Annotated in this window: 21 protein-coding genes; 10 read left to right on the top strand and 11 right to left on the bottom strand. The window is 72.0% G+C overall.

Annotated elements, in window-relative coordinates:
- Positions 1-41 precede the first annotated feature (41 nt).
- The 6 genes from ACFWNV_RS32220 to ACFWNV_RS32245 form a co-directional block, all read right to left on the bottom strand.
- Positions 42-782 carry a VC0807 family protein gene (locus ACFWNV_RS32220; protein WP_383953905.1) on the bottom strand — a complete coding sequence of 247 codons (741 nt, stop codon included), beginning with the start codon at positions 780-782 and terminating at the stop codon, positions 42-44.
- Positions 783-905: 123 nt separating this feature from the next.
- Positions 906-1,499, bottom strand: coding sequence for a TetR family transcriptional regulator (locus ACFWNV_RS32225; RefSeq protein ID WP_383953906.1), 594 nt, complete (start codon positions 1,497-1,499; stop codon positions 906-908).
- A 21-nt stretch (positions 1,500-1,520) separates the two neighbouring features.
- A complete protein-coding gene (locus ACFWNV_RS32230; RefSeq protein ID WP_383953908.1) occupies positions 1,521-2,564 on the bottom strand; it encodes an aldo/keto reductase in 1,044 nt (347 codons plus the stop codon).
- A gap of 132 nt (positions 2,565-2,696) precedes the next feature.
- The gene (locus tag ACFWNV_RS32235; protein ID WP_383953910.1) at positions 2,697-3,125 is read right to left on the bottom strand and encodes a MarR family winged helix-turn-helix transcriptional regulator; all 429 of its coding nucleotides are present in this window, start codon (positions 3,123-3,125) and stop codon (positions 2,697-2,699) included.
- Positions 3,125-3,541: an SRPBCC family protein gene (locus ACFWNV_RS32240; RefSeq protein WP_383953912.1), complete on the bottom strand. Its 417-nt coding sequence runs from the start codon at positions 3,539-3,541 to the stop codon at positions 3,125-3,127. Before ACFWNV_RS32240 ends, ACFWNV_RS32235 begins: the two co-directional genes overlap by 1 nt.
- 102 nt (positions 3,542-3,643) lie before the next feature.
- Entirely contained in the window at positions 3,644-3,988 is a 345-nt protein-coding gene (locus tag ACFWNV_RS32245) for a DoxX family protein (RefSeq protein WP_383953914.1), read from the bottom strand.
- Between the two features lie 90 nt (positions 3,989-4,078).
- Between ACFWNV_RS32245 and ACFWNV_RS32250 the strand changes: the two genes are divergently transcribed.
- Positions 4,079-4,534, top strand: coding sequence for a MarR family winged helix-turn-helix transcriptional regulator (locus ACFWNV_RS32250; RefSeq protein WP_383953916.1), 456 nt, complete (start codon positions 4,079-4,081; stop codon positions 4,532-4,534).
- A 35-nt stretch (positions 4,535-4,569) separates the two neighbouring features.
- Here ACFWNV_RS32250 and ACFWNV_RS32255 read toward each other — a convergent pair whose 3' ends face one another.
- Complete coding sequence (locus tag ACFWNV_RS32255) at positions 4,570-6,030, bottom strand: MFS transporter (RefSeq protein WP_383953918.1); 1,461 nt, start codon at positions 6,028-6,030, stop codon at positions 4,570-4,572.
- Between the two features lie 64 nt (positions 6,031-6,094).
- Here ACFWNV_RS32255 and dusB point away from each other — a divergent pair, with 64 nt between their 5' ends.
- The 3 genes from dusB (at position 6,095) to ACFWNV_RS32270 (ending at position 11,951) form a co-directional block, all read left to right on the top strand.
- Positions 6,095-7,237, top strand: a complete 1,143-nt coding sequence (gene dusB / locus ACFWNV_RS32260) for a tRNA dihydrouridine synthase DusB (protein ID WP_250754282.1) — start codon at positions 6,095-6,097, stop codon at positions 7,235-7,237.
- A gap of 375 nt (positions 7,238-7,612) precedes the next feature.
- Positions 7,613-10,333, top strand: coding sequence for a pyruvate, phosphate dikinase (ppdK, locus tag ACFWNV_RS32265; RefSeq protein WP_383953920.1), 2,721 nt, complete (start codon positions 7,613-7,615; stop codon positions 10,331-10,333).
- Positions 10,334-10,868: 535 nt separating this feature from the next.
- The gene (locus ACFWNV_RS32270; protein ID WP_383953922.1) at positions 10,869-11,951 is read left to right on the top strand and encodes a helix-turn-helix domain-containing protein; all 1,083 of its coding nucleotides are present in this window, start codon (positions 10,869-10,871) and stop codon (positions 11,949-11,951) included.
- 214 nt (positions 11,952-12,165) lie between these two features.
- Here ACFWNV_RS32270 and ACFWNV_RS32275 read toward each other — a convergent pair whose 3' ends face one another.
- A complete protein-coding gene (locus tag ACFWNV_RS32275) occupies positions 12,166-13,326 on the bottom strand; it encodes an alkaline phosphatase PhoX (RefSeq protein WP_383953924.1) in 1,161 nt (386 codons plus the stop codon).
- Between the two features lie 243 nt (positions 13,327-13,569).
- Between ACFWNV_RS32275 and ACFWNV_RS32280 the strand changes: the two genes are divergently transcribed.
- Positions 13,570-14,034, top strand: a complete 465-nt coding sequence (locus ACFWNV_RS32280; RefSeq protein ID WP_383953926.1) for a group III truncated hemoglobin — start codon at positions 13,570-13,572, stop codon at positions 14,032-14,034.
- A 112-nt stretch (positions 14,035-14,146) separates the two neighbouring features.
- Positions 14,147-14,554, top strand: a complete 408-nt coding sequence (locus ACFWNV_RS32285; protein ID WP_383953927.1) for a VOC family protein — start codon at positions 14,147-14,149, stop codon at positions 14,552-14,554.
- Between the two features lie 12 nt (positions 14,555-14,566).
- On the opposite strand, the gene nirD is transcribed toward ACFWNV_RS32285, so the two are convergent.
- The 3 genes from nirD to ACFWNV_RS32300 form a co-directional block, all read right to left on the bottom strand.
- Positions 14,567-14,902 carry a nitrite reductase small subunit NirD gene (gene nirD / locus ACFWNV_RS32290; RefSeq protein ID WP_383953929.1) on the bottom strand — a complete coding sequence of 112 codons (336 nt, stop codon included), beginning with the start codon at positions 14,900-14,902 and terminating at the stop codon, positions 14,567-14,569.
- The gene (nirB, locus tag ACFWNV_RS32295; protein WP_383953941.1) at positions 14,899-17,388 is read right to left on the bottom strand and encodes a nitrite reductase large subunit NirB; all 2,490 of its coding nucleotides are present in this window, start codon (positions 17,386-17,388) and stop codon (positions 14,899-14,901) included. Before nirB ends, nirD begins: the two co-directional genes overlap by 4 nt.
- 116 nt (positions 17,389-17,504) lie before the next feature.
- On the bottom strand, positions 17,505-19,004 hold the full coding sequence (locus ACFWNV_RS32300) for an NAD(P)/FAD-dependent oxidoreductase (protein WP_383953931.1): 1,500 nt from the start codon (positions 19,002-19,004) through the stop codon (positions 17,505-17,507).
- Between the two features lie 167 nt (positions 19,005-19,171).
- Here ACFWNV_RS32300 and ACFWNV_RS32305 point away from each other — a divergent pair, with 167 nt between their 5' ends.
- The 4 genes from ACFWNV_RS32305 to ACFWNV_RS32320 all read left to right on the top strand — a co-directional run bounded on the left by ACFWNV_RS32305 (position 19,172) and on the right by ACFWNV_RS32320 (position 23,363).
- The gene (locus ACFWNV_RS32305; RefSeq protein WP_383953933.1) at positions 19,172-20,473 is read left to right on the top strand and encodes a ferric reductase-like transmembrane domain-containing protein; all 1,302 of its coding nucleotides are present in this window, start codon (positions 19,172-19,174) and stop codon (positions 20,471-20,473) included.
- A gap of 593 nt (positions 20,474-21,066) precedes the next feature.
- The gene (locus ACFWNV_RS32310) at positions 21,067-21,843 is read left to right on the top strand and encodes a sulfite exporter TauE/SafE family protein (protein WP_383953935.1); all 777 of its coding nucleotides are present in this window, start codon (positions 21,067-21,069) and stop codon (positions 21,841-21,843) included.
- A 39-nt stretch (positions 21,844-21,882) separates the two neighbouring features.
- Positions 21,883-22,854 carry a class I SAM-dependent methyltransferase gene (locus tag ACFWNV_RS32315; protein ID WP_383953937.1) on the top strand — a complete coding sequence of 324 codons (972 nt, stop codon included), beginning with the start codon at positions 21,883-21,885 and terminating at the stop codon, positions 22,852-22,854.
- Positions 22,851-23,363 carry a hypothetical protein gene (locus tag ACFWNV_RS32320; RefSeq protein ID WP_383953939.1) on the top strand — a complete coding sequence of 171 codons (513 nt, stop codon included), beginning with the start codon at positions 22,851-22,853 and terminating at the stop codon, positions 23,361-23,363. The genes ACFWNV_RS32315 and ACFWNV_RS32320 overlap by 4 nt, the downstream gene beginning before the upstream one ends.
- Positions 23,364-23,454: the final 91 nt, after the last annotated feature.

Below are 23,454 nucleotides of genomic sequence, written 5' to 3' on the forward strand. Positions count from 1 at the left end.
GTGCGCGATGCGCACCGGGCCACAGCCGTCTCACGGGCCGGTCACGCCGGCGCAGGACTGCCGGCCCCCGCCCCGGCCCCCGCCGCTGCTGCCGCCGCCGCGGCGCGGCCCCTGGCCTCGCCCTCGGCCTGGGTGCGCTTGGAGAACCGGATGGTCCAGAAGATCAGCGAGAGGAGGAAGCCGTAGATCAGGAGGGGGCTGACCCAGACCATCGTGTCGACGCTCAGTGCGTACACCAGCGCCACCCGCAGCGAGGCTTCCACCAGGTAGGCGACGCCCCAGACGGTGGTCATCCGCCGCATCGCCTTGCGGAAGTCGGGGTACTGCCAGAGCCCGTTGAAGTAGGCCACGCCCTCCTTGGTGCCGTCGGTCCCGAACTTGCGGCCGAAGTAGAACATCAGCGGCCGGGGAGCGAAGAGCGTCGCGATGCAGAGCGCCCCGAACAGCCCGGTCACCCCCGAGTCCTTGATCAGCAGGGCGCGGGCGGAGTGCGTGCCGATCAGCGTCACAAGGGCCGTGATCACCAGGAAGACCAGGGTGACCACGGCGAACTCGTCGATCTTGCGCCGCCAGGCGAGGTGGATCGCGGAGTCGACCACCGGCCAGACGCCGCTGACCAGCAGCGCCGCGAACTCGCTCCAGCCCCGGTCGGTGAGCATGTTGTACGTGAGGATGGGCGCGACCACGTTGAACCCGATGGTCAGGATCCAGCCGATGGCGGCAGCGGCTCCGGACCGGGCCGGCGGGCCCGGCTGCGCTGCCGGTACTTCCTGAGCGGACAAAGTTCCCCCTGGAACAGACCTGATGAAGTGCGGTAAGGGGAACGTAGGAACGCTGGGGGAGAGCGGCAAGGGCCCGGCGCCCAAAATGATGATCAAGCCGTCCGGACCGGCCGGTTCCGCACGTCAGGCGCGCAGGCCCCGGATGACCAGGGCGGTGACCGCCTCGAAGTCGGCGGTGATGGTCGGCGCGAGCCAGTCCGCCGCGTACTGCGGATCGTGGAAGCGGCCGGTGGCGTCGAACACGGCACGCGCGGAGGCCGGTACGTCGGGCGCGCTGAGCGATCCCGCCGCGACCCCCTCGCCGATGATGCGGGCGAGCTGCTCGATCAGCTCGGTGATGTGGCGCTCCACCACGCCGCTGCTCTCGCCGAGCAGCACGATGTACGTCGCGAACAGCTCCGGGTCGTCACCCGCCTTGTGGCGCTTGGCCTCGAACAGCGCCTCCAGCCACGACTCCAGCTTGGAGGGGGCGGGCTCGGCCGGGGCCGAGGCGATCTCCTCCAGCATCACCACGCTCTTGGTGAGCCAGCGCTCCGTGACGGCCTCGCGCAGCGCGGCCTTCGACGGGAAGTGCCGGTACACGCTGCCGTGGCTGACGCCCAGGGCGCGGGCCACGTCCACCACGGTCGCCTTGGTCGGGCCGAAGCGCCGCAGCACCTCCTCGGTGGTCTCGAGGATGCGCTCGGGGGTGAGGGGCTCGGCGGCTGAGGGGGGCATGAGTACGACCGTACAGCCGGATCAGTGCTCGCTGTCCAGGTGGGCCATCTGGGCTGCCGGGTACCGCTCGCCGGCGGCCGCACCGGCCGGGACGGCGTCCTCGATGGCGGCGAGGTCGGCGGGGGTCAGGACGACCTGGAGGGCGCCCAGCGCCTCGCCGAGCCGCTCGCGGCTGCGGGCGCCGACCAGGGGCACGATGTCCTCTCCCCGGGAGAGCACCCAGGCGATGGCCGTCTGGGCGACGGTGACGCCCTTCTCGTCGGCGACCTTGCGCAGGGCGTCGACCAGGTCGAGGTTCCGGTCGAGGTTGTCGCCCTGGAAGCGCGGGCTCATCCCGCGGAAGTCGCCGGGGGCCAGTGCCCGGTCGCGGGTGAAGTGGCCGCTGATCAGGCCGCGGGACAGCACCCCGTACGCCGTGATGCCGATGCCGAGCTCGCGGGCGGTCGGCAGGATCTCCTCCTCGATGCCGCGCGAGATCAGCGAGTACTCGATCTGGAGGTCGGAGATCGGAGCCACGGCGGCGGCCCGGCGCAGCGTGTCCGCGCCGACCTCGGAGAGCCCGATGTGCCGGACGTGCCCGGCGGCGACCGCCTCGGCGATCGCGCCGACGGTCTCCTCGATCGGGACGTCGGGGTCCACCCGGGCGATGCGGTAGACGTCGATGTGGTCCCGGCCGAGCCGCTGGAGCGAATAGGCCAGGAAGTTCTTGACGGCCTCCGGCCGCCCGTCGTATCCGGTGAAGCCGCCCTCGACCGTCCGCAGGGCGCCGAACTTCACGCTGGTCAGTGCCTTGTCGCGGGCCGCGGCGGGGGCGGTGCGCAGGGCTTCGTTGATGAGGAGCTCGTTGTGCCCCATGCCGTAGAAGTCGCCGGTGTCCAGGAGGGTGACCCCGGCGTCGAGGGCGGCGTGGATGGTGGCGAGGGACTCCGCCCGGTCGGCTTCGCCGTAGAGGGCGGACATCCCCATGCAGCCCAGCCCCAGCGGGAAGACGCCCGGTCCGGTGCTGCCGAGGGTGCGGTTCGGGGAGGTGCCGGTCTTCGAGGAGGTGCTCTGGTTCGTCGTCATGGAACGAGAATGACATGACGGCTGACAGATTTCAATATCTGTCACTCGTTCGTGCGAGGAAGCCCCGCCCGCAAGGCGGACGGGGCTGCTGGGTGGGGGAGGGGGAGGGGGTGGGGGAGGAGGAAGGCGGAGTCAGGACTCGGGGTGGGCCAGTCGGCCGAGCAGGGTGACCGCGTCCTCGCGTGCGACGGGCCGGAAGAACTCCTCGTCGACCCCTTCGACGGCGGCGATCGCCCGCGGCGCCAGCTCGGCCCCGGCCGCGGTGACGCGCAGCCGCTTGGCGCGGGTGTCCGCGGGATCGACCTCGCGGGCGAGGAGCCCCTTCTGTTCCAGGGTGCGCACCACCTGGGAGGTCATCTTCACGTCGGTGCCGGCCTGGCGCGCCAGCGCCTGCTGGTTGGGGTGCTCGCCGTGTTCGTTGAGCCACCAGGCGCAGGCGAGGAGGACGAACTGCACGTGGGTCAGGCCCAGGGGCCCCAGCGCCGCGGCGATGCCCCGCTGCCAGCGCAGGGTGGCGTGCCAGAGCAGGAAGCCGGGACTCTCGCCGGGGGTCAGGGGCATCAGCCCTGGGCCGTCCGGACCAGTGCGGCCATGGTGTCGGGCCAGTCGGCCGTGATGGCCGGGCCGATCTCCGGGCCCGCCTCGGCGGCGCCCTCGCCGCTGATCTCCATCCGGTACACCACCCGGCTGAGCGCCGGGTCGAGCCGGTCGATGCGGTGGGTGGTCCGCAGGACCAGCCCGGCGAAGCGCGCCTCGTCGACGAACATCTCGCCCTCGGCGGCCTCGGCGACGAGCAGTTCCACCGGGTCCTGGCCGGCCGGGGTCATGGTGATCTCCGCGCCCGCCGCGAAGGGGCCCCGGAGCTCGATCTTCTCGATGTCGGCGTTCCAGGTGCCCCAGTTCTCGACGTCGGCCCACAGGGCCCAGACCGCCTCGGGTGCGGCGGTGGTCTCGATGCTGTGCTCGTACTCCCACATGGCGGGCCTCCCGGTAGATGTTCTTCGCGCAGACTATCTCCGCGAAGACTAACTGTCCAGGAGGCCGGGGCGGGGCCGGGGCGGGCCGTGGCGGAGGGCGCGTCAGGCCGCCGCGCGCAGGACCAGGGCGGCTATCGCGACCAGGGCGAGGACGGCCGCGGGGGCGAAGTTGTAGTCCTTCGCGCGCAGGTGGGTGACGATCGCGCCGAGGAAGTAGAGGGTCACGCCGATGGCGGCGGCGATGCCCAGCGGGGGCAGCCACAGGCCCGCGATCAGGCCGATCGCGCCGGCCGCCTTGAGGGCGGCCAGCCGGGGGAGCCAGGAGTCGGGCACCCCGACCTTGGTCATGCTCTCCGTGATCGAGGGGTTGCGCTGGAGCGTGAAGGTCGCGGACGCGGCGAGGGTGAGGGCGAGCAGTCCGGCGACGACGGCATAGGCGATGAACATGGGGGGCTCCAACGATCGGCAACGTAGAATCATTGAATACCATCAACGATCGGCAGTGTGCAATCATTTCCCGGTTGTTACGATGTGGACATGACGGCGATTCAGGACTCCACGCACCCGCCGCAGCGGCTGGGCCTGCTGCTGGCCTGGCACGGATCGGTCACCCAGACCCGCATGAAGAAGGCGCTCAGCGCCGCCGGGCTCACCCCGCGCCACGCGATGACGCTCACGCACCTGGACGCCGGGCCCATCGGTCAGGGCGCGCTGGCCGAGCGGCTGGAGGTGGATCCGAGCGTGCTCGTCGGGATCCTCAACGACCTGGAGGGCGACGGGCTCGTCGAACGCCGCCGGGACCCGGCCGACCGCCGCCGCCACAACGTCGCCATCACCGACGCGGGCACCGCGGCCCTCGCGAAGACGAACGCGGCCCTCGACGCCGTGGAAATCGGACTGTTCGCCCGCCTCTCGGACCAAGACCAGGAAGCGCTGCGCGGCCTGCTGGACCGGATCGACTCCCACAGCGAGGACTTCGCCTGCGGCGAGTAGGCCCCCGCCCGGCTGCCCGACTGCCCGCCCCCGGCTCAGCGCCGCGGTGCGGCGCCCGTACGCGCGGGCCCGGACTGCGGTTCCAGGGCGCGGGCCGTGCGCAGGGCCGTCTCCCGGGCCCAGCGGCCGCTGGTGGCGAAGCCGACGCACAGCACGAGCAGCCCGCACACCGTGATGATCCACCAGGCGGGCCGCGCCGCGGCCACGAACCCGGCGGCGGAACCTGACCCGCCGGCCATCCCGGCGGCCAGGACGGCGCCCACGATCGCCACGCCCAGCGCCCCGCCGGTCTGCCGGCTGGTGGAGGCCACCGCGGCGGCCACGCCGGCCTGGGCGCGGGGCATCCCGGAGACGGCGGTGTTGGTGATCGGCGCGTTCACCAGGCCGAACCCGATGCCGAAGAGCACGTACCCGCAGAACAGCATCGGCGTCGAGCTCTCGGCCGAGAAGGCCGCGAACAGCAGCCCGCTCGCCCCCATCGTCAGGCCCGCGACCAGCAGCGGGAGCCGCGGTCCCCGGGTGGCGACGAGCCGTCCCGACACGGGGGCGCAGAGGAAGGCGAAGACCGCCATCGGCAGCATGTAGAGGCCGGCGTCCAGCGCGTCGAGGCCCCGTACGTCCTGGAGGTACAGGGTGTTCAGGAACAGGAACCCGGACAGTGCGGCGAAGGCGCTGACCGCGATCACCGTGGCCCCGCTGAAGGGGGCGCTGCGGAAGAACCGCGGGTCGATCAGGGGCTCCGCCCGCCGTGACTCGTAGGCCAGCAGCCCGGTCAGGGACAGTACGGCGACGACCGCGCAGCCCAGGATCAGCGGGGAGCCCAGTCCGGCGGAGGGGGCCTCGATGATCCCGAACGTGACCGAGCCGAGCAGCCCCATGACCAGCAGCTGCCCGACCGGGTCCGGGCGGCGCGGGTGGTCGGCCCGGGACTCCGGGATGTAGCGCAGGGTCAGGACGAGGGCGAGGATGCCGACGGGCAGGTTGATCCAGAAGATGGACCGCCAGCCGACCGAGTCCACGAGCAGGCCGCCGATCAGCGGGCCGGCGGCCATGGAGATGCCGACGACCGCCCCCCAGACGCCGATGGCGCGGGCGCGCTCCTTCGGCTCGGTGAAGGTGTTGGTGATGATCGACATGGCGACCGGGTTGAGCATCGAGCCGCCCACGGCCTGGATCATCCGGAAGGCGATCAGCCAGCCCAGGCTCGGCGCGAGCGAGCAGAGCACCGAGCCGGCGGTGAAGAGCACGACGCCGGCGGTGAAGACCTTGCGGCGGCCGATCCGGTCCGCCGTGGAGCCGGCCAGCATCAGCAGCGAGGCCAGGACCAGCGTGTACGCGTCGATCGTCCACTGCATGCCGGCCACGGAGGCGTGCAGATCGCGGCGCATGGAGGGGAGGGCGACGTTCAGGACGGTGTTGTCGAGACTGACGATGAGCAGGCTCATGCAGCAGATCGTCAGGATCAGCAGGCGCCGCCGCTGGGTCAACTCGTCCATGGGGCCGATAGTACGCCTAACTAACGACATGCGATCAACGGCACGGCTGAGCCACAATGGGGGGATGACCACGCTCCCCCCGCCTCTCGCGATCGGCCCGCACACCGTGCAGCCCCCGGTGGTGCTCGCGCCCATGGCCGGCATCACCAATGCCCCGTTCCGTACGCTGTGCCGCGAGTTCTCGGGCGGCAAGGGGCTGTTCGTGAGCGAGATGATCACGACCCGGGCCCTGGTCGAGCGCAACGAGAAGACCATGCAGCTGATCCACTTCGACGAGACCGAGAAGCCCCGCTCGATCCAGCTGTACGGAGTCGACCCCGCGACGGTCGGCAAGGCCGTCCGGATGATCGTCGAAGAGGACCGCGCCGACCACATCGACCTCAACTTCGGCTGCCCGGTGCCCAAGGTCACCCGCAAGGGTGGCGGCTCGGCCCTCCCGTACAAGCGCAACCTGCTGCGCGCGATCCTGCGCGAGGCCGTCGCGGGCGCCGGCGACCTGCCGGTGACGATGAAGATGCGCAAGGGCATCAACGACGACCACCTCACCTACCTGGACGCCGGCCGGATCGCCGTCGAGGAGGGCATCACCGCCATAGCCCTGCACGGCCGCACCACCGCCCAGCACTACGGCGGCACGGCCGACTGGGACGCCATCGCGCGGCTCAAGGAGCACGTGCCGGAGATCCCGGTGCTCGGCAACGGCGACATCTGGTGCGCCGAGGACGCGCTGCGGATGGTCCGCGAGACCGGCTGCGACGGGGTGGTCGTGGGACGCGGCTGCCTGGGGCGGCCGTGGCTGTTCAACGACCTGGTCGCGGCCTTCGAGGGGCGCCCGGAGGACTTCCACAAGCCCACGCTGCGGGAGGTCGGGCAGACCATGCTGCGCCACGCCCAGCTGCTGGGGGAGTGGATCGGCGACGAGGCCCGCGGGGTGATCGACTTCCGTAAGCACGTGGCCTGGTACACCAAGGGCTTCTCGGTGGGTTCGGAGATGCGGCAGAAGCTCGCCGTCACCTCCTCCCTGGCCGAGCTCGACGCTCATCTGAGCGAGCTGGATCTGGACCAGCCTTGGCCGGACAGCGCGGACGGTCCGCGGGGACGTACGTCCGGAAACAACCGGGTTGTCCTGCCCGAGGGCTGGTTGAAGGATCCGTACGACTGCGCGGGCGTGAGCGAGGAAGCCGAACTGGACACGTCCGGAGGCTGAGAATCGGGTGTCAAAACGTGCCACCGACGGCGTGACATACGCCACGCATGGGTGAGGTTTCGCTCAGATGAGCGTAATGGTCACGGGTAAGACTTTCAAAGGGTGGCACTGGGTGCCACCCTTTGTGCGTTCAAGTATTGAACGCAAATGTATCGATGATCGCTCATCGGAGCGGAAACAAGCCTCGGTGAGCACCTCACCCTTCGGGACCTGAAGGGTCTTCGTAGGTTTTGGCTACTCACCAGTTACATTCGATTGGCTGGCACCCAGGTGGTTACGGCCACATGACCGCCAAGTGGACGTACCCATAAGCCTTCGATCTGGGTATGTTCCTGGCCGTCAGGGCAGCCACCGAGCCTCGAGGAGTCGAGACCCGTGTCGGAAAACAAAGATCAGAAGTTCGTCTACGACTTCACGGAGGGCAACCGCGACCTCAAGGACCTTCTCGGCGGCAAGGGTGCCAACCTCGCCGAGATGACCAACCTGGGTCTGCCGGTCCCTCCCGGCTTCACCATCACCACCGAGGCCTGCAAGGTCTACCTCGACAGCGGCGAGGCCCCGGCCGACCTGCGCGAAGAGGTCAGCGCGCACCTCGCCGCCCTCGAGGCGAAGATGGGCAAGAAGCTCGGCCAGTCGGACGACCCGCTGCTGGTCTCCGTGCGCTCCGGCGCCAAGTTCTCCATGCCGGGCATGATGGACACGGTCCTCAACATCGGCCTCTCCGACGAGTCCGTCGCCGGTCTCGCCACCCAGGCCGGCAACGAGCGCTTCGCGTGGGACTCGTACCGCCGCCTGATCCAGATGTTCGGCAAGACCGTCCTCGACGTGGACGGCGAGCTCTTCGAGGAAGCCCTCGACGAGGCCAAGGCCGCCAAGAAGGTCACCGTCGACACCGACCTCGACGCCGCCGACCTCAAGAAGCTGGTCACCCGCTTCAAGAAGATCGTCGCCAAGCAGGCCGGCCGCGAGTTCCCGCAGGACGCCCGCGAGCAGCTCGACCTCGCCGTCGAAGCGGTCTTCAACTCCTGGAACACCGACCGCGCCAAGCTCTACCGCCGCCAGGAGCGCATCCCCAGCGACCTGGGCACCGCGGTCAACATCTGCTCCATGGTCTTCGGCAACCTCGGCCCCGACTCGGGCACCGGCGTCGCCTTCACCCGCGACCCGGCCACCGGCCACGCGGGCGTCTACGGCGACTACCTCCAGAACGCCCAGGGCGAGGACGTGGTCGCGGGCATCCGCAACACCGTGCCGCTCGCGGACCTGGAGACCATCGACAAGGTCTCGTACGACCAGCTCATGACGATCATGACGACGCTGGAGAACCACTACAAGGATCTCTGCGACATCGAGTTCACCATCGAGCGCGGCCAGCTGTGGATGCTCCAGACCCGCGTCGGCAAGCGCACCGCCGGCGCCGCCTTCCGCATCGCCACCCAGCTCGTGGACCAGGGCCTCATCGACGAGGCCGAGGCCCTCCAGCGCGTCAACGGCGCCCAGCTCGCGCAGCTGATGTTCCCGCGCTTCGACGAGAGTGCCGGCGGCAAGGGGGGGCCGACCCTGCTGGGCCGCGGCATCGCCGCCTCCCCGGGCGCGGCCGTCGGCAAGGCCGTCTTCGACTCCTACACGGCCGTCAAGTGGTCCCGCTCGGGCGAGAAGGTCATCCTGATCCGCCGCGAGACCAACCCCGACGACCTGGACGGCATGATCGCCTCCGAGGGCATCCTGACCTCGCGCGGCGGCAAGACCTCGCACGCCGCCGTCGTCGCCCGCGGCATGGGCAAGACCTGCGTCTGCGGCGCCGAGGACCTTGAGGTCGACACCAAGCGCCGCCGCATGACGGTCGGCGGAACGGTCGTCGAAGAGGGCGACGTCGTCTCCATCGACGGCTCCACCGGCAAGGTCTACCTCGGCGAGGTACCCGTCGTACCGTCCCCGGTCGTCGAGTACTTCGAGGGCCGCATGCACGCCGGCGCCGACGACGCCGACGAGCTCGTCGCCGCCGTGCACCGGATCATGGCCTACGCGGACCGCGTCCGCCGCCTGCGCGTGCGCGCCAACGCCGACAACGCCGAGGACGCGCTGCGCGCCCGCCGCTTCGGCGCCCAGGGCATCGGCCTGTGCCGCACCGAGCACATGTTCCTCGGCGAGCGCCGCGAACTGGTGGAGCGACTGATCCTCGCGGACACCGACGACGAGCGCGAGGAGGCACTCAGTGCCCTCCTGCCGCTCCAGAAGAAGGACTTCGTCGAGCTGTTCGAGGCGATGGACGGGCTGCCCGTCACCGTCCGCCTGCTCGACCCGCCGCTGCACGAGTTCCTGCCCGACATCACCGAGCTCTCGGTGCGCGTCGCCCTCGCCGAGTCCCGCAAGGACGCCAACGAGAACGACCTGCGCCTGCTCCAGGCCGTGCACAAGCTGCACGAGCAGAACCCGATGCTGGGTCTGCGCGGCGTCCGGCTCGGCCTGGTCATCCCCGGCCTGTTCAAGATGCAGGTCCGGGCGATCGCCGAGGCCGCGGCCGAGCGCAAGAACGCCAAGGGCGACCCGCGCGCCGAGATCATGGTCCCGCTCGTCGGCACCGTCCAGGAGCTGGAGATCGTCCGCGACGAGGCCGACACGGTCATCGCCGAGGTCGAGGCCGCCACCGGCACCGACCTCAAGCTGACCATCGGCACCATGATCGAGCTGCCCCGCGCCGCCCTCACCGCCGGCCAGATCGCCGAGGCCGCGCAGTTCTTCTCCTTCGGCACGAACGACCTGACCCAGACCGTGTGGGGCTTCTCCCGCGACGACGTCGAGGCCAGCTTCTTCACCGCCTACCTGGAGAAGGGCATCTTCGGGGTCTCGCCCTTCGAGACCATCGACCGCGACGGCGTCGGCACGCTGGTCCGCAGCGCCGTAGAGGCCGGCCGGGCCACCCGCCCCGACCTCAAGCTCGGCGTCTGCGGAGAGCACGGCGGCGACCCCGAGTCCGTCCACTTCTTCCACGAGGTCGGCCTGGACTACGTCTCCTGCTCGCCGTTCCGGATTCCGGTCGCACGCCTGGAGGCCGGCCGCGCCGCCGCCGAGTCGAAGGGCAGCGACAGCCGCTGACCCCGCCGGGCCCCGCTGCCGGGGCCCCCATCTACCGCGCCTGCCCCCGGGTTCCCTGACGTCCGGAGGCAGGCGCGTCTATTTTTCCGGCGTTCTCCGCGGTTCTCCGCGGTTCTGCGCCGTTCTCCGGGGCGCTACGGCGCCTACGGCGTTCGCGGGCGTTCCGCGGCCTTCCGGGGCGGCGTTCCCCGGCGTTCCGCCGCGTTCCCGGGGTCAGTATTGGTTCAATGTTGTTCAAGATGCCTTAACGGCAACAGGCGGTGGACGGATCCCCACCCGTCCACCGCCTGTCGCCAATCCGCCGGACACGTCGGCGCTTCCCGGTGCGACCGACCGCCAGGCCCCGCAAAGCCCCCCACGGCCTTCGCGGAGCGTTTCGGTCGCGCCGGAGTGTGCCCGGCGGAGTACAGGATTTCGGTTGTCACACCTTCGCCGAAAGGGGTTTCAACTGTGGCTGAAAGGCCATGGTGACCACGTGTGACGGCGTGCATACTCAAGGGGCGGGGGGATTGCGGTTGCACAGGTGGGGGTTCGGGTGCTGCGTATCCATTTCACGGGAGTGGACCTCGCACGCGTAAGGATGGCAGGTCGTCCGGATGCGTTGTGGGAAACCATCTTGAGTTTTCACCGTTTAAGGGACCGGCGTGATACCCGGCTCTTCGGCGATTGGCGTGCGGAAACACGCACCAGGTTGAATGGTGAAACACGACTTCTCGGCGCGCTGATACCGAGCCGCGGATATTTCCCCGATTTCCTGACCCCAACGGAGGGGCAGTACGGGTGGGACGTGGGCCTCGACGCACTGCGCGGGATCCGCCCCGAGCGGCTGCGCCGCGAGCTCACCCTCCTCGGCCGGGGCGTGGAGGCCGGCTCCGGCATGGCCGCGGCCTTCGGGATGCCGGCGGCCTCCGGCGGCCCGCAGCGCGGCTCCGAGTCGCTGGTGCCCCGGCGGCTGCGGGACTTCATGGAGGGGGACACCGCGCACCTGCCCCGGCTGCTGGGGGAGCTGCGCGGCTACCACCGGGCGGCCGTGGAGCCGTACTGGAGCCACATCCAGGCACAGATCGAGGCCGAGCGGGCCGCGCGGGGGCGGGCGCTGCTCGACGGGGGAGCGGACGAGCTGCTGGCCTCGCTGCCGCCGATGCTGCGCTGGCGGGCTCCGGTGCTGGAGTGCGACTACCCCGTGGACCGGGACGTACGGCTGCGGGGGCGCGGGCTGCTCCTCCAGCCCTCCTTCTTCTGCCGGCGCACGGCGGTGACCCTGCACGATCCGGAGCTGGCGCCCGTGCTGGTGTATCCGGCGGCGGCCGAGCTCTCCTCGGCGCAGGCCGGCGGCGAGGCGGCCCGCCCCGCCGAGGAGCGGCGCCGGCACCGCCAGCACACCCTGGGCAAGCTCGTCGGGCACACCCGGTCGGTGGTGCTCGAGGCGATCGGCGACGGGGCCACGACGAGCGAGCTGGCACGCCGGGCCGGGGTCTCGCTGGCCTCCGCGAGCCAGCACGCGGGGGTGATGCGGGAGGCCGGGCTGGTCACCACGCTGCGCCACGGCAACGCCGTGCTGCACACGGTGACGCCGCTGGGTGCGGCGCTGCTCAAGGGTGGGGCCGTGATGTCGTGAGCGGCCGCGCCCCGGGGGGTTCCGGCCCCGCCGGGGTGCGGTGTGGCTGGTGGTGCCGTGCGGCGCCGTTGCCAGGGGCTCCGCCCCCGGACCCCCGCGCCTCAAACTCCCCCAGCTACCGCTGGGAGGTGCCCCCGGGCGGGGCTGGATGTGGCCCCGGCCGGTGGTGATCTGCGTGCCGCACGGCATGCCGGCGGGGCTGGTTTTTTCCCGGTCAGGTGCGGAAGGGGCCCGTGACCTCGTAGGTGATGCCGGCCGTCGAGCTGCCGCTCGTGCCGCGCTGGCTGCTGAAGTAGAGGCGGTTGCCGGCGGGGGAGAAGGCCGGGCCGGTGATCTCCGAGGAGGACTGGCCGGTGACCCGGAGGAAGGGGGCGACCACGTCGTCCGGGGTGATCACGCAGATCTCCAGGTTGCCGCCGTCCTCGGCGATGTACAGGTCGCCGTACGAGGATCCCGTGACGTTGTCGACGCCCGCCAGGGGGGCGTTGCCGCCGGGGACCAGGGAGTCGTCGTAGGCCAGCTCGTAGGTGCTGTTCGCCAGGTTGAGCTGCCAGACCCGGTTGTCGCCCTTGGTCGTGAACCACACCGTGTCGTTGGCGTAGTGGCAGCCCTCGCCGCCGTTGAACTTCTTCGAGCCCGAGACCTGGGTGCGCGTGGTGGTCGGCGAGCCGTCCGGGTCGGGGACGTTGGCCCAGGTGAAGGAGCCGGAGGCGGCCGTGCCCGCCTTGAGGACCTGGAGGGTGCCGGAGGAGAGGTTGCCCCAGGTGGTGGGGATGAAGCGGTAGAAGCAGCCGTCGGTCTCGTCCTCGGTCAGGTAGACGACCTTGCGCACCGGGTCGGCGGCGGCGGCCTCGTGCTTGAAGCGGCCCATCGCGGCGCGCCGCACGGCCGCGTTCACGCCGTAGGGGTCGGTCTCGTAGACGTAGCCGAGGCTGACCTCCTCGCAGGACAGCCAGGTGTTCCACGGGGTCTTGCCGCCCGCGCAGTTCTGGCGGGTGCCGGAGAGGATCCGGTAGGCGCCTGTGACGGTGCCGGAGGAGTTGAACCTGACCGCGCTCGCCCCGCCCGAGGGGTTGATCTCCGAGTTCGACACGTAGATCCAGCCCGTGCCGTCGGCGAAGCAGGCACCGCCGTCGGGGGCGCTGTGCCAGGCGTACGAGGTGCCGGGGACCGTCTGGCCGGAGCGCGCTATCACCCGGCTGCTGAAGCCCGCGGGCAGCATGATGCCGTTGGCGTCGGCGGCGCCGAGCGCCCCGTAGGGTCCGGCGCCGGGCTGGGCGGGGGCCGCGTAGGCCGCGCCGTGCATCAGCGTGCCGCCGAAGGCGGCGGCGGAGGAGCCGATGACGGCCCCGCGAAGGAAGGTACGACGTTCCACGGTCTCTCCTGTGGAGGAGGGGCTCCGCGCCCGGTCGGGCGGGGAGTCACGCACGCGTCGAGGAACTTAGGACCGCAGAGTTGACGTGACGTCAATTCCATATGACGCGGGAGCGACCGGGGCGAGGTCAATCCGGCCCGGGGCTCCCGGGGGATTTCCCGGAATCCGGCCGGCATCCCAGAGACGTCGAATGCGGGACTTTCTGCCCTGGGGAGGCGGCGGGTGCGGGAGCATGGTGGAGTGATGAACCACTCCGCCGCCGTCACCGACATCACGGGCCGCGCCGACCTCGACGTCGTGCTGCGCCGCTTCTACACGGCGGCCTTCGCGGATCCGCGGATCGGGCCCTTCTTCACCGAGATCGCCGGTACCGACCTCGACGTGCACCTGCCCCGGATCACCGACTTCTGGGAGCGGTCCCTCTTCCGCAGCGCCGACTACCGGCGCAACGCCTTCGCCCCGCACGCGGCCCTCCAGTCGGCCCGCGCGATGACCGCCGAGGACTTCGGCCGCTGGGTGCAGCTGTGGCGGGCCACGATCGACGGACTGCACCGGGGGCCGAACGCCGAGCGGGCCAAGGCGCAGGGCGAGCGGATCGCACTGACCCTGCACAAGCGGCTGGCCGGCGCCGACGCCTCCCTGGAGAGCTCCGACGGGCTGGGCTTCGTACCGCTGGCGGCCCTGCAGCTGCGCTCGATGAGCATCTGACCTGCGGGTTCGAGGATTCTCGAAAAAGTTTTGCGGGGAGCGATGAGTTTCCCGGAGGGCTCCGGTCTATCTCTCGAAAGCAACGGAACACGCCGAGAGAAGAGAGACCCCGATGTCCTCCACCATGATCTTCGTCAACCTGCCGGTCAAGGACCTTGAGGCCACCAAGACCTTCTGGAGCAAGCTCGGCTACAGCTACAACGCCCAGTTCACCGACGAGAACTGCGCCTCGATGCCCATCACGGACTCGATCGTGGCCATGTTCCTGACCGAGGCCCGGTACAAGGACTTCACCCACAAGGACATCGCGGACGCGACCAAGACCTCCGAGGTGCTGCTGTGTCTGAGCGCCGAGAGCCGCGGCGCCGTCGACGAGCTCGTCGACGGGGCCCTGGCGGCGGGCGCCACCGAGCCCCGTCCCGCCCAGGACCACGGGGTCATGTACGGCCGCGCCTTCGACGACCTCGACGGCCACACCTGGGAGATCATGTGGATGGACCCGTCGATGATCCAGGGCTGATCCGGCCGAACCTCAGACCGAGGTCGCGGCGGTCCGCACCGGATACGTACGGACCGCCACCTCCTCGTCGTCCAGGCAGTGCCCCGACTCCAGGTCGAAGCGCTGCTTGAGCAGCGGCGAGGCCACGAAGAGCCGTCCCGCGGCCGAGCCGACCAGCCCGCGCGAGAGCACCTGCGCCCCGGTGAAGGGGTCCCGGTTGCCGATGGCGTACGGGCGTCCCGCGCGGTCGACGAACACGGCGGCCTGGCTCCCGTCGGGCAGCAGCGCCGCCACCCCGCGCCCGGGGATCAGCGTCGACAGCTCGCACACGGTGAGCCATCCCTCCGCCACCTGCAGTTCCACGGTCATCGGGTGCCTCCCAGGGGCTCCAGGGTCAGGACGGTCAGGTCGGGCTTGACCTGTCCGCGTTCGGGGACGAACTTCACGCTCGGGTCGGGTGCGCCGGGGGCGTTGACGAAGGACACGAACCGGCGCAGCCGCTCCGGGTCGTCGAGGGTCTCGGCCCATTCGTCGCGGTAGTGCGCCACGTGGTCGGCCATCAGCGACTCCAGCTCCGCGCACAGCCCGAGCGAGTCGCGCACGATCACGTCCCGCAGGTGGTCGAGGCCGCCCTCCAGCCGGTCCAGCCAGGTGGAGGTCCGCTCCAGCCGGTCGGCGGTGCGGATGTAGAACATGAGGAACCGGTCGATGAGCCGGACCAGTTCGGCGTCGGACAGGTCCTGGGCGAGGAGGTCGGCGTGGCGCGGGGTGGCCCCGCCGTTGCCGCCGACGTAGAGGTTCCAGCCGCTCGCCGTCGCGATGATCCCGAAGTCCTTGCTCTGCGCCTCCGCGCACTCGCGGGCGCAGCCGGAGACCGCCGACTTGAGCTTGTGCGGGGCGCGCAGGCCCCGGTAGCGCAGCTCCAGGTCGATGGCCATCCGTACGGAGTCCTGGACCCCGTAGCGGCACCAGGTCTGGCCCACGCAGGACTTCACCGTCCGCAGGGCCTTGCCGTACGCGTGCCCGGACTCGAATCCGGCCTCGACGAGCCGGGCCCAGATGAGGGGGAGCTGGTCGATGGCGGCGCCGAAGAGGTCGATGCGCTGCCCGCCGGTGATCTTCGTGTAGAGGCCGAAGTCGCGGGCCACCTCGCCGATCACGATGAGCTTGTCGGGGGTGATCTCGCCGCCCGGGATGCGCGGGACGACCGAGTACGAGCCGTTGCGCTGCAGGTTGGCGAGGAAGTGGTCGTTGGTGTCCTGGAGGGCGGCCTGCTCCCCGTCCAGGACGTAGCCGCTCGCGCCGAGGGTGGGGGCGAGCGAGGCGATGATCGAACCGACGGTGGGCTTGCAGACCTCGCAGCCCTCACCGCCGCGGGCCTCCTCGCGGCCGTGGCTGTCGAGGAGCTTCTCGTACGAGGTCACGCGCAGGGTGCGGACGATCTCGTAGAGCTCGGCGCGGGTGAAGGGGAAGCAGTCGCAGAGCCCCTTGTCGGCGGCCGGCGGCATCAGCTGGCCGATCACCTTGAGGCAGCTCCCGCAGCCGGTGCCCGCCTTGGTGCACTTCTTGACCTCGGGGACCGTCGTATGGGCGGTGATCGCCTTCTTGGTGACGTTGTGGCAGGAGCAGATCACCGCGCCGTCCGGGAGCGAGGCCGGGCCCAGCGCGACGGGTGCGCCGGCGCCGGCGGGCAGCACCAGCTGCTCGGGGGCGACGGGCGGCACGGAGCCGGTGAGCGGGCGCAGCAGGCCGTAGGAGTCGGCGTCGCCGACCAGGACGCCGCCGAGCAGGACACCTTCGGCGGAGACGACCACCTTCTTGTAGACGCCGGAGCGGGAGTCGGAGTAGACCACGTCGAGGCTGCCGGCGGTGGCGCCGTGGGCGTCGCCGAAGGAGGCCACGTCCACGCCGAGGAGCTTGAGCTTGGTGGAGAGATCGGCGCCGGTGAACTCCTTCTCGCGGCCCAGCAGGTCCGCGGCGGCCGTCTCCGCCATCTCGTAGCCGGGGGCGACCAGGCCGTAGACGCGGCCGTCGGAGGCGAGCGCGCACTCGCCGATGGCGTAGACGTGCGGGTCGGAGGTGCGGCAGTGGGCGTCGACGGAAATGCCGCCGCGTTCGCCGACGGTCAGGCCGCTCGCGCGGGCGAGCTGGTCGCGGGGGCGGACCCCGGCGGAGAAGACGACCAGGTCGGTGTCGACGCTGGAGCCGTCGGACAGCTTCATGCCGCTGACCGAGCCGTCCTCGCCGGTCAGGACCTCCTGGGTGCCGACGCCCGTGTGGACGGTGAGCCCCATGTTCTCGATGGTGCGGAGCAGGGCCGCGCCGCCGCCCTCGTCGACCTGGACGGGCATCAGCCGGGGCGCGAACTCCACGACGCGGGTGGCCAGTCCGAGGCCCTTGAGCGCGCCGGCGGCCTCCAGCCCGAGCAGTCCGCCGCCGACCACGGCGCCGGTGGTCCGGGTCTTGGCGTACTCCTCGATCGCGAGGAGGTCCTCGATGGTGCGGTAGACGAAACAGCCCGGGGCGTCCTTGCCGGGGACGGGCGGCACGAAGGGGTAGCTGCCGGTCGCGAGCACGAGCACGTCGTACGGGAACACCTGCCCCGAGCGGGAGGTGACGGTCCGGGCCCCCCGGTCGATGCTCTCGGCGGGGTCGTCGAGGTGCAGGGTGATCCCGTGCTCCGCCATGAAGGAGGCGGGGGTGAGGGAGAGGTCCTCGGGGGTGCTGCCGGAGAAGTACGAGGTCAGGTGCACGCGGTCGTAGGCGGGCCGCGGCTCCTCGCAGAGCACGGTGATCCGGTGCGTGGCGGTGGCGCCGAGTTCGGCGAGGGCCTCCAGGTAGCGCTGGCCGACCATGCCGTGACCGACGAGCAGGAGGGCGGGCCGGGTCCCGGTGGCGGTGGCGATTGCGGTGGGGGTGGCTTGGGCGGGGGAGGTGGCCGGGGCGGGATGGGGCGTGGCTGCGGCCATGATCAGGAGCCTCCGTCGTCGGTGAGCAGGTGGTGCAGGTCGGAGAGACCGTGCCGGTCGGTGAGGGACGCGCCGTCCTCCCAGCTGCGGGCGAGGGCGCCCACGGTGGAGAGTTCGCCGAGCAGGACCCCGCCGACGAGTCGGTCGCCGCGGATGACGACCTTGCGGTAGGTGCGGCGGGTGGCGTCGGCGAGCCGGACCACGTCGTCGCCGGGGAGCGGGGTGGTCTCGCCGAAGGCGGCGAGATCGAGGGGCCGGTCGCCGCCGGCGGTGAGGGTGAGGCGGGTCAGGGCGCGGGTGCCGCTGTATGCGGGGTCCGCGGTGAGCCCCCGGCCGGTGCCGAGGAGCACTCCGGCGAGGGCGTCGGCCTGTTCGAGGGCGGGCCCGGCCAGGCCGTACACCCGGCCCGCGTGCTCGGCGCAGTCGCCGACGGCGTGGATGCGGGGGTCGCTGGTGCGGAGCTCGTCGTCGACGAGGATGCCCTTGCGGACGTCCAGGCCGGCGGCCAGGGCGAGGCCCGTGCGGGGCCTCACGCCGCAGGCGAGGACGACGAGGTCCGCCTCCAGACGGTAGCCGTCGGCGAGTTCCACGCCGGTGACCCGGCGGGGGGTTGGGGCGGGGGTGCTCCTTGGGCTCCGGCCCGGGGTGGCTTCGGGAGCGGCGGCCCTGCGGGGCGTTCCGGGCGCTGCCCGGACCCGCTCCTCAAACTCCCCCAGACTCCGTCCGGGGGGACCCCCGGGAGGGGCTGGATTTTGGCCGGCGCCGCCGGAGAGTTGCGGGTGGGTTGCCCGCAGGGCAATTTCAGCCCCGCCGGCGTTTGAGGCGCGGGGTCCGGGGCGGAGCCCCGGGAGCGGAGCCGCAGGTGTCGTGGAGAGGCCGCGGACTCGGCATTCCGTGTGGATCTCCACGCCGAGGGTGGTCAGGTGTGCGTGCAGGAGCTCCGAGGCTTCCGCGTCCAGTTGGCGTTCCATCAGGCGTTCGCCCTGCTGGGCGAGGACCACCTGCGCGCCCCGCTCCGCCAGGGCGCGGGCCGCCGAGACGCCGAGGAGGCCGCCGCCGATCACCACCGCGCGCACGCCGGGACGTACGGCCGCCGACAGGGCCAGGCAGTCGTCCATGGTGCGGAACGCGTGGACCCCGGCGGGGAGTTCCCGGCCCTCGGGTTCGAACAGGCCGCGCAGGGGAGGGAGGACCGGGTTCGACCCCGTGGCCAGGACGAGGGTGCCGTACCGCTCGACCGTGCCGTCGTCGCAGTGCACCATCCGCTCCGCCCGGTCGATCCGTACCGCCCGCACGCCGCGGCGCAGCGCCGGGCCGGGGGCCGGGAGGGCCGTCACCTCCGGCGCGTACCGGCCGGCCAGAACCTCCGCGAGGAGGACCCGGTTGTACGGGACGTGCTCCTCCTCGCCGAGGACGCGCACGTCCCCGCCCAGCCGGGCGGCGAGCCGCAGGCCCGCGAGGCCGCCGCCGATCACCACCACGCGTTGCTGTTCCGAGGTCATGACACGAGAGTGCGCGGCCGCTGTTTCCCCACGGCATCGCCGTTGTTTCCCTGACGGAACCTCGACCTCAGCGCGCGGGTTAAGCGTCCGTGAGGCCTTCCTCAAGGCCGCCTTAAGGATCACCGGGAGGGCCGGGGAGCAGGCAGGACCGCCCGTAGCGTGGCCGTATGCGAGAGCGAGACATGGCGGTCCGGGTCAAGGGCGGGATGCTCGGCGGGGCGGGGACCGTCGCCCTGCTGTGGGCCGCCCAGGTGCGGCCCTCGGCCCGGCTGGACGCGCTGTTCGCGACCGCCGCGCACCTGTCCGGCCTGCTCGCCGGGTACGGGGTGCTCGTCCTGCTGTTCCTCATGGCCCGGGTCCCCGCCGTCGAACACGGGGTGGGCGCGGCCCGGCTCGCCCGCTGGCACGCGCTGGGCGGCCGCCACGTCCTGCTGCTCTGCTTCGGGCACGCGGCCTTCGCGCTCTGCGGCTACGCCGTGCACGAGGGGGTCGACGTGCTGTCGGCGGTCCGGGAGCTGCTCGGCTACCCGGCACTGGCCGCCGCGGCGGCCGGGACCGTCCTCCTGGCCGCCGTCGGCATCACCTCCGCCCGCTCCGTACGCCGCCGGGTCAGCCACGAAACCTGGCGCGGGATCCACCTCCTGGTGTACCTCGCCGCCGCCCTCGCCTTCGGCCACCAGCTCGCCGGGCCCGACCTGGCCCTCGTCACCTGGTTCTGGGCCCTCGCCCACGCCGTGGTCGCCGTCCTGCTGGTCTGGTACCGCGCCGTGGTCCCCGTACGCCAGGCCCTGCGGCACGCGCTGCGCGTCGCCGAGGTCCGGGTGGAAGGGCCCGGGGTGGTCTCCGTCCTCGTCTACGGGGAACACCTCGCGGAACTGCGAGCGGAACCGGGGCAGTTCCTGCGCTGGCGGTTCCTCCAGCGCAGGCTGTGGCACACCGCGCTGCCGTTCTCGCTGTCGGCGCCGGTCCGCGGGGACACCCTGCGCATCACCGTGAAGGCGCTGGGCGGCCACTCCCGGCGGATCCGGCGGCTGCGTCCCGGCACCCGGGTGCTGGCCACCGGGCCCTTCGGGGCGCTCACCGCGGCACGGCGGACGCGGACCAAGGTGCTGCTGATCGCCGGAGGCGTCGGGATCACCCCGATGCGGGCGCTGTTCGAGACCCTGCCCGGCGGGCCGGGAGACATCACCCTGCTCTACCGGGCGGGCGCCGAGGAGCACCTCGTCCTGCGCTCCGAACTGGAGGCCATCGCCGCCGAACGGCAGGCCGGGCTGCACTACCTGCTCGGGCCGTCGGGCGCCGCCTTCGACCCGCTGGCTCCGCAGGCGCTGGCCGCGCTGGTCCCGGAGCTGACCGAGCACGACGTGTACCTGTGCGGGCCGCCCGGGATGGCGGACGCCACCCAGTCCGCGCTGCTGCGGGCGGGGGTGCCGGCTGGGCGGATCCACGCCGAGTGCTTTGGGCTTTGAGCCCGGCCCTGGTTGGCCGCTGCCGCTGCCGCTTCCGTGCCTGTCCGCTTCCGTGCCGCTTCCGTTTCCGCCCCGAGGCCCCGAGAGGTCGCCGCCCCGTGCGTCACCCGTTGCACGTTGCCCTGCCCGTGTCCCTTGCCGCTGCGCGGGGCTCGTCCCCTACCCGCCCTTCGCCCATCCCCCAGACTTCGTCCGGGGGGACCCCCAGCCGGGGCTCCGCCCCGGACCCCGGTCCTCAAACGCCGGACGGGCTGGATTTTGCTGCGCCCGGCCCCGGCCCCGGCCCCGGGGCTTGTGTGCCGGAGCGGCCGGTGGGGCCGCCGGGTGTGCCCGTGGTCGTGGCCCGGCATCGTAGGCCTCGTACCTCGCCGGTGCGGGTGGTGCTCGCCGTGCTCGGGTCCGTGCCGTCGGGCAGGCGGGTTGCGGCTGGGCTGGGGCTGGCCAGTGTGCTGACCGCGAGTGTGCTGACGGTGGCGGTGGATCCGGCGGCTCCGGCGGCTCCGGACCGGGCTCCGGCCGGGCGAAGCTCAACCTTTGCGCAAGTTTCCGGGGATTGATGGCCGCTGCACCCAACCTCTCCATAAGGTCGGGCCGTGCCTGACATATCGACAACCATGATCATCGTGCTGTGCGTGGCCGCCGCCGCGGCCGGCTGGATCGACGCCGTCGTGGGCGGCGGCGGCCTGCTGCTCCTGCCGGCCCTGCTCCTCGGCCTGCCGAACGCCCACCCCGCCACCGTCCTCGGCACCAACAAGGCCGTGGCCATCGTCGGAACCTCGGGCGCGGCCGTGTCGTACCTGCGCAAGACCCCGGTGGACGTGAAGCTCGCCGTCCGCATCGGGCTGGCGGCGCTCGCCGGCTCGATGGGCGGAGCCGCCCTGGCCGGGGGCATCAGCAAGGACGCGCTGCGCCCGTTGATCATGGTGGTCCTGGTGGTCGTCGCGGGCTTCGTCCTCTTCCGCCCCGGCTTCGGCGTCGCTCCCGGAGCCGCCCCCGTCAGCCGCCGACGCGTCCTGCTCACCATCGCCCTGGCCGGGCTCGGCATCGGCTTCTACGACGGGCTCATCGGCCCCGGCACCGGCACCTTCCTGGTCCTGGCGCTGACGGCCCTCCTCCACCTCGACCTGGTCACGGCCTCCGCCACCGCGAAGATCGTCAACGTGTGCACCAACGCCGGAGCGCTCGCCATGTTCGCCTACCAGGGCATGGTGCTCTGGCAACTGGCGGCACTGATGGCCGTGTTCAACCTGGCCGGCGCCATGATCGGTGCCCGGATGGCACTGAAGAAGGGCAGCGGCTTCGTCCGCGGGGTCCTCCTGACGGTCGTCGGAGCCCTGGTGGTCAAGCTCGGCCTCGAACAATGGGGCTGACCTGCGGCTGACCGGCCCGCGGGGGATAAAGTTGCGGGCGTGCCCCACCTTGAGATATCCGACCTGATCACCGTCACCGATCCGCTCAGCGGGGCGCGACTGCCGGTGCACCGCGGTGATGTGGTCCGCCGGCTCGACGAGGCCGGGGATCCGCACGCGGCCCGGATCGTCGCCGGCCTGCCGGCCGGCCCCGACGACGTGCTCGACCCGCTCGCCGTGGACCGGCTGATGATCGGCATCCACACCGAGCTGCAACGGCTCAGCGAGGAGCTGCGCGTCGGGGAACGGCTGGTGCACATACTGGACCCGCTGTTCGAGGCCATCCGGGACATCGCGGGCCGCCGCGGCCGGTTCCGCCTGGTCGACGTCGGCTCCGGGCTCGGCTACCTCGTCCGCTGGCTGGCTTCCACCGGCGCCCTGGGCCCGAACGTCGAGCTGATCGGCGTCGACCTCGACGCCGCGCTCGTCGCCGAGGCCGACCGGCTGGCCCGCGCCGAGGGGCTCGACTGCCGCTTCGTCCACGGCAACGCCTTCGACCTGCCGGAGGTCGCCACCGTCTACGTCTCCACCGGAGTGCTGCACCACTTCCGCGGCCCCGCGCTCGCGGAGTTCTTCGAGGCCCAGGCCGACTCCCCGGCCCTCGCCTTCTGCCACTTCGACATCGCCGCCACCCGCCTCGCACCCCTGGGCGCCTGGATGTTCCACCGCACCCGCATGCGCCATCCGCTCGGCCGCCACGACGGGGTCGTCTCCGCCCGGCGCGCCCACTCGGACGAAACCCTGCTGCGCGCCGCGACCGTACCGGGCATCCGGCCGCTGATCTACGAACCCCGGGCCCTGTCCAACCCCTTCTGCACGACCCTGCGCCCGATCATCGGGGTCCGCCCCTACCTGGAGGACCCGCTGCGCCAGGCCCTCGGCAGGGACTCCCGCCGCCTCGTCGGCGCGGAGCACCTGACCCGCGGCCGGCCGTCGGGGCACGAAGCCGCCGGAGCCGGTACCGCGCAGTGAACCCGGTCCTGCCGCTCGCCGCCCTCGGCCTCGTCGACGCGGGGTTCAGCGGCTTCCGTGCCTACGCCGGCCACGACGCCCGGATCCGCAAGCAGCGTGCCGTCGTCCGTGCGGCCCTGCGCGGGCTGTCGGTCGGCACCGTCCTGCTGCTCGCCCCCGCCCTCACGGCCGGCGCCGTCCTGCTGTTCGCCGGGGACCCCGACCGGGCGTACGGGACCCTCGCCGACGGCGGGACCGGCTTCCTCGCCCCGCTCGGCGTCTACGCCCTCGCCGTCGGGCTCTCGCTCGCCTCCTACGCGGCCCTGCCGTACCGGGCGAGCACCCTCGCCATGGTCCTCGGACTCGGCCCGCTCTGCCTGGTCCGGCCGCTGGTCGTGGCCGTCGCCTGCGCCGGTGCGCTCGCCGCCGGGGGCGGCTGGACCTCGCTCCTGGTGGGAGCCGTGGCGGGCGCCGCGGTCCTGTGCGTCGAGCCGTACGTCCACCGCCGCTGGTACGCGTTTCCCGCCTAGGCCGTCTCTTTCGGATCTTGCCGGGCCCGCGGCGTCTGGTGCCGCGCCTGGCCGCACTGCCGAGGCGACCACGTACGCCCAGTACGCGAAC

It is taken from the genome of Streptomyces sp. NPDC058401, assembly GCF_042722885.1.
In the GTDB taxonomy this organism is placed as follows: Bacteria; Actinomycetota; Actinomycetes; order Streptomycetales; family Streptomycetaceae; genus Streptomyces.

Bases quoted from the DNA above. Each gene is read 5' to 3' on its own strand.
- ACFWNV_RS32250 (WP_383953916.1), top strand. From the start codon at position 4,079: ATGACGGCGATTCAGGACTCCACGCACCCGCCGCAGCGGCTGGGCCTG.
- ACFWNV_RS32300 (WP_383953931.1), bottom strand. From the start codon at position 19,004: ATGACCTCGGAACAGCAACGCGTGGTGGTGATCGGCGGCGGCCTCGCG.
- ACFWNV_RS32285 (WP_383953927.1), top strand. From the start codon at position 14,147: ATGTCCTCCACCATGATCTTCGTCAACCTGCCGGTCAAGGACCTTGAG.
- dusB (WP_250754282.1), top strand. From the start codon at position 6,095: ATGACCACGCTCCCCCCGCCTCTCGCGATCGGCCCGCACACCGTGCAG.
- ACFWNV_RS32305 (WP_383953933.1), top strand. From the start codon at position 19,172: ATGCGAGAGCGAGACATGGCGGTCCGGGTCAAGGGCGGGATGCTCGGC.
- nirB (WP_383953941.1), bottom strand. From the start codon at position 17,388: ATGGTCGGCCAGCGCTACCTGGAGGCCCTCGCCGAACTCGGCGCCACC.
- ACFWNV_RS32280 (WP_383953926.1), top strand. From the start codon at position 13,570: ATGAACCACTCCGCCGCCGTCACCGACATCACGGGCCGCGCCGACCTC.
- ACFWNV_RS32225 (WP_383953906.1), bottom strand. From the start codon at position 1,499: ATGCCCCCCTCAGCCGCCGAGCCCCTCACCCCCGAGCGCATCCTCGAG.
- ACFWNV_RS32235 (WP_383953910.1), bottom strand. From the start codon at position 3,125: ATGCCCCTGACCCCCGGCGAGAGTCCCGGCTTCCTGCTCTGGCACGCC.
- nirD (WP_383953929.1), bottom strand. From the start codon at position 14,902: ATGACCGTGGAACTGCAGGTGGCGGAGGGATGGCTCACCGTGTGCGAG.
- ACFWNV_RS32240 (WP_383953912.1), bottom strand. From the start codon at position 3,541: ATGTGGGAGTACGAGCACAGCATCGAGACCACCGCCGCACCCGAGGCG.
- ACFWNV_RS32245 (WP_383953914.1), bottom strand. From the start codon at position 3,988: ATGTTCATCGCCTATGCCGTCGTCGCCGGACTGCTCGCCCTCACCCTC.
- ACFWNV_RS32230 (WP_383953908.1), bottom strand. From the start codon at position 2,564: ATGACGACGAACCAGAGCACCTCCTCGAAGACCGGCACCTCCCCGAAC.
- ACFWNV_RS32255 (WP_383953918.1), bottom strand. From the start codon at position 6,030: ATGGACGAGTTGACCCAGCGGCGGCGCCTGCTGATCCTGACGATCTGC.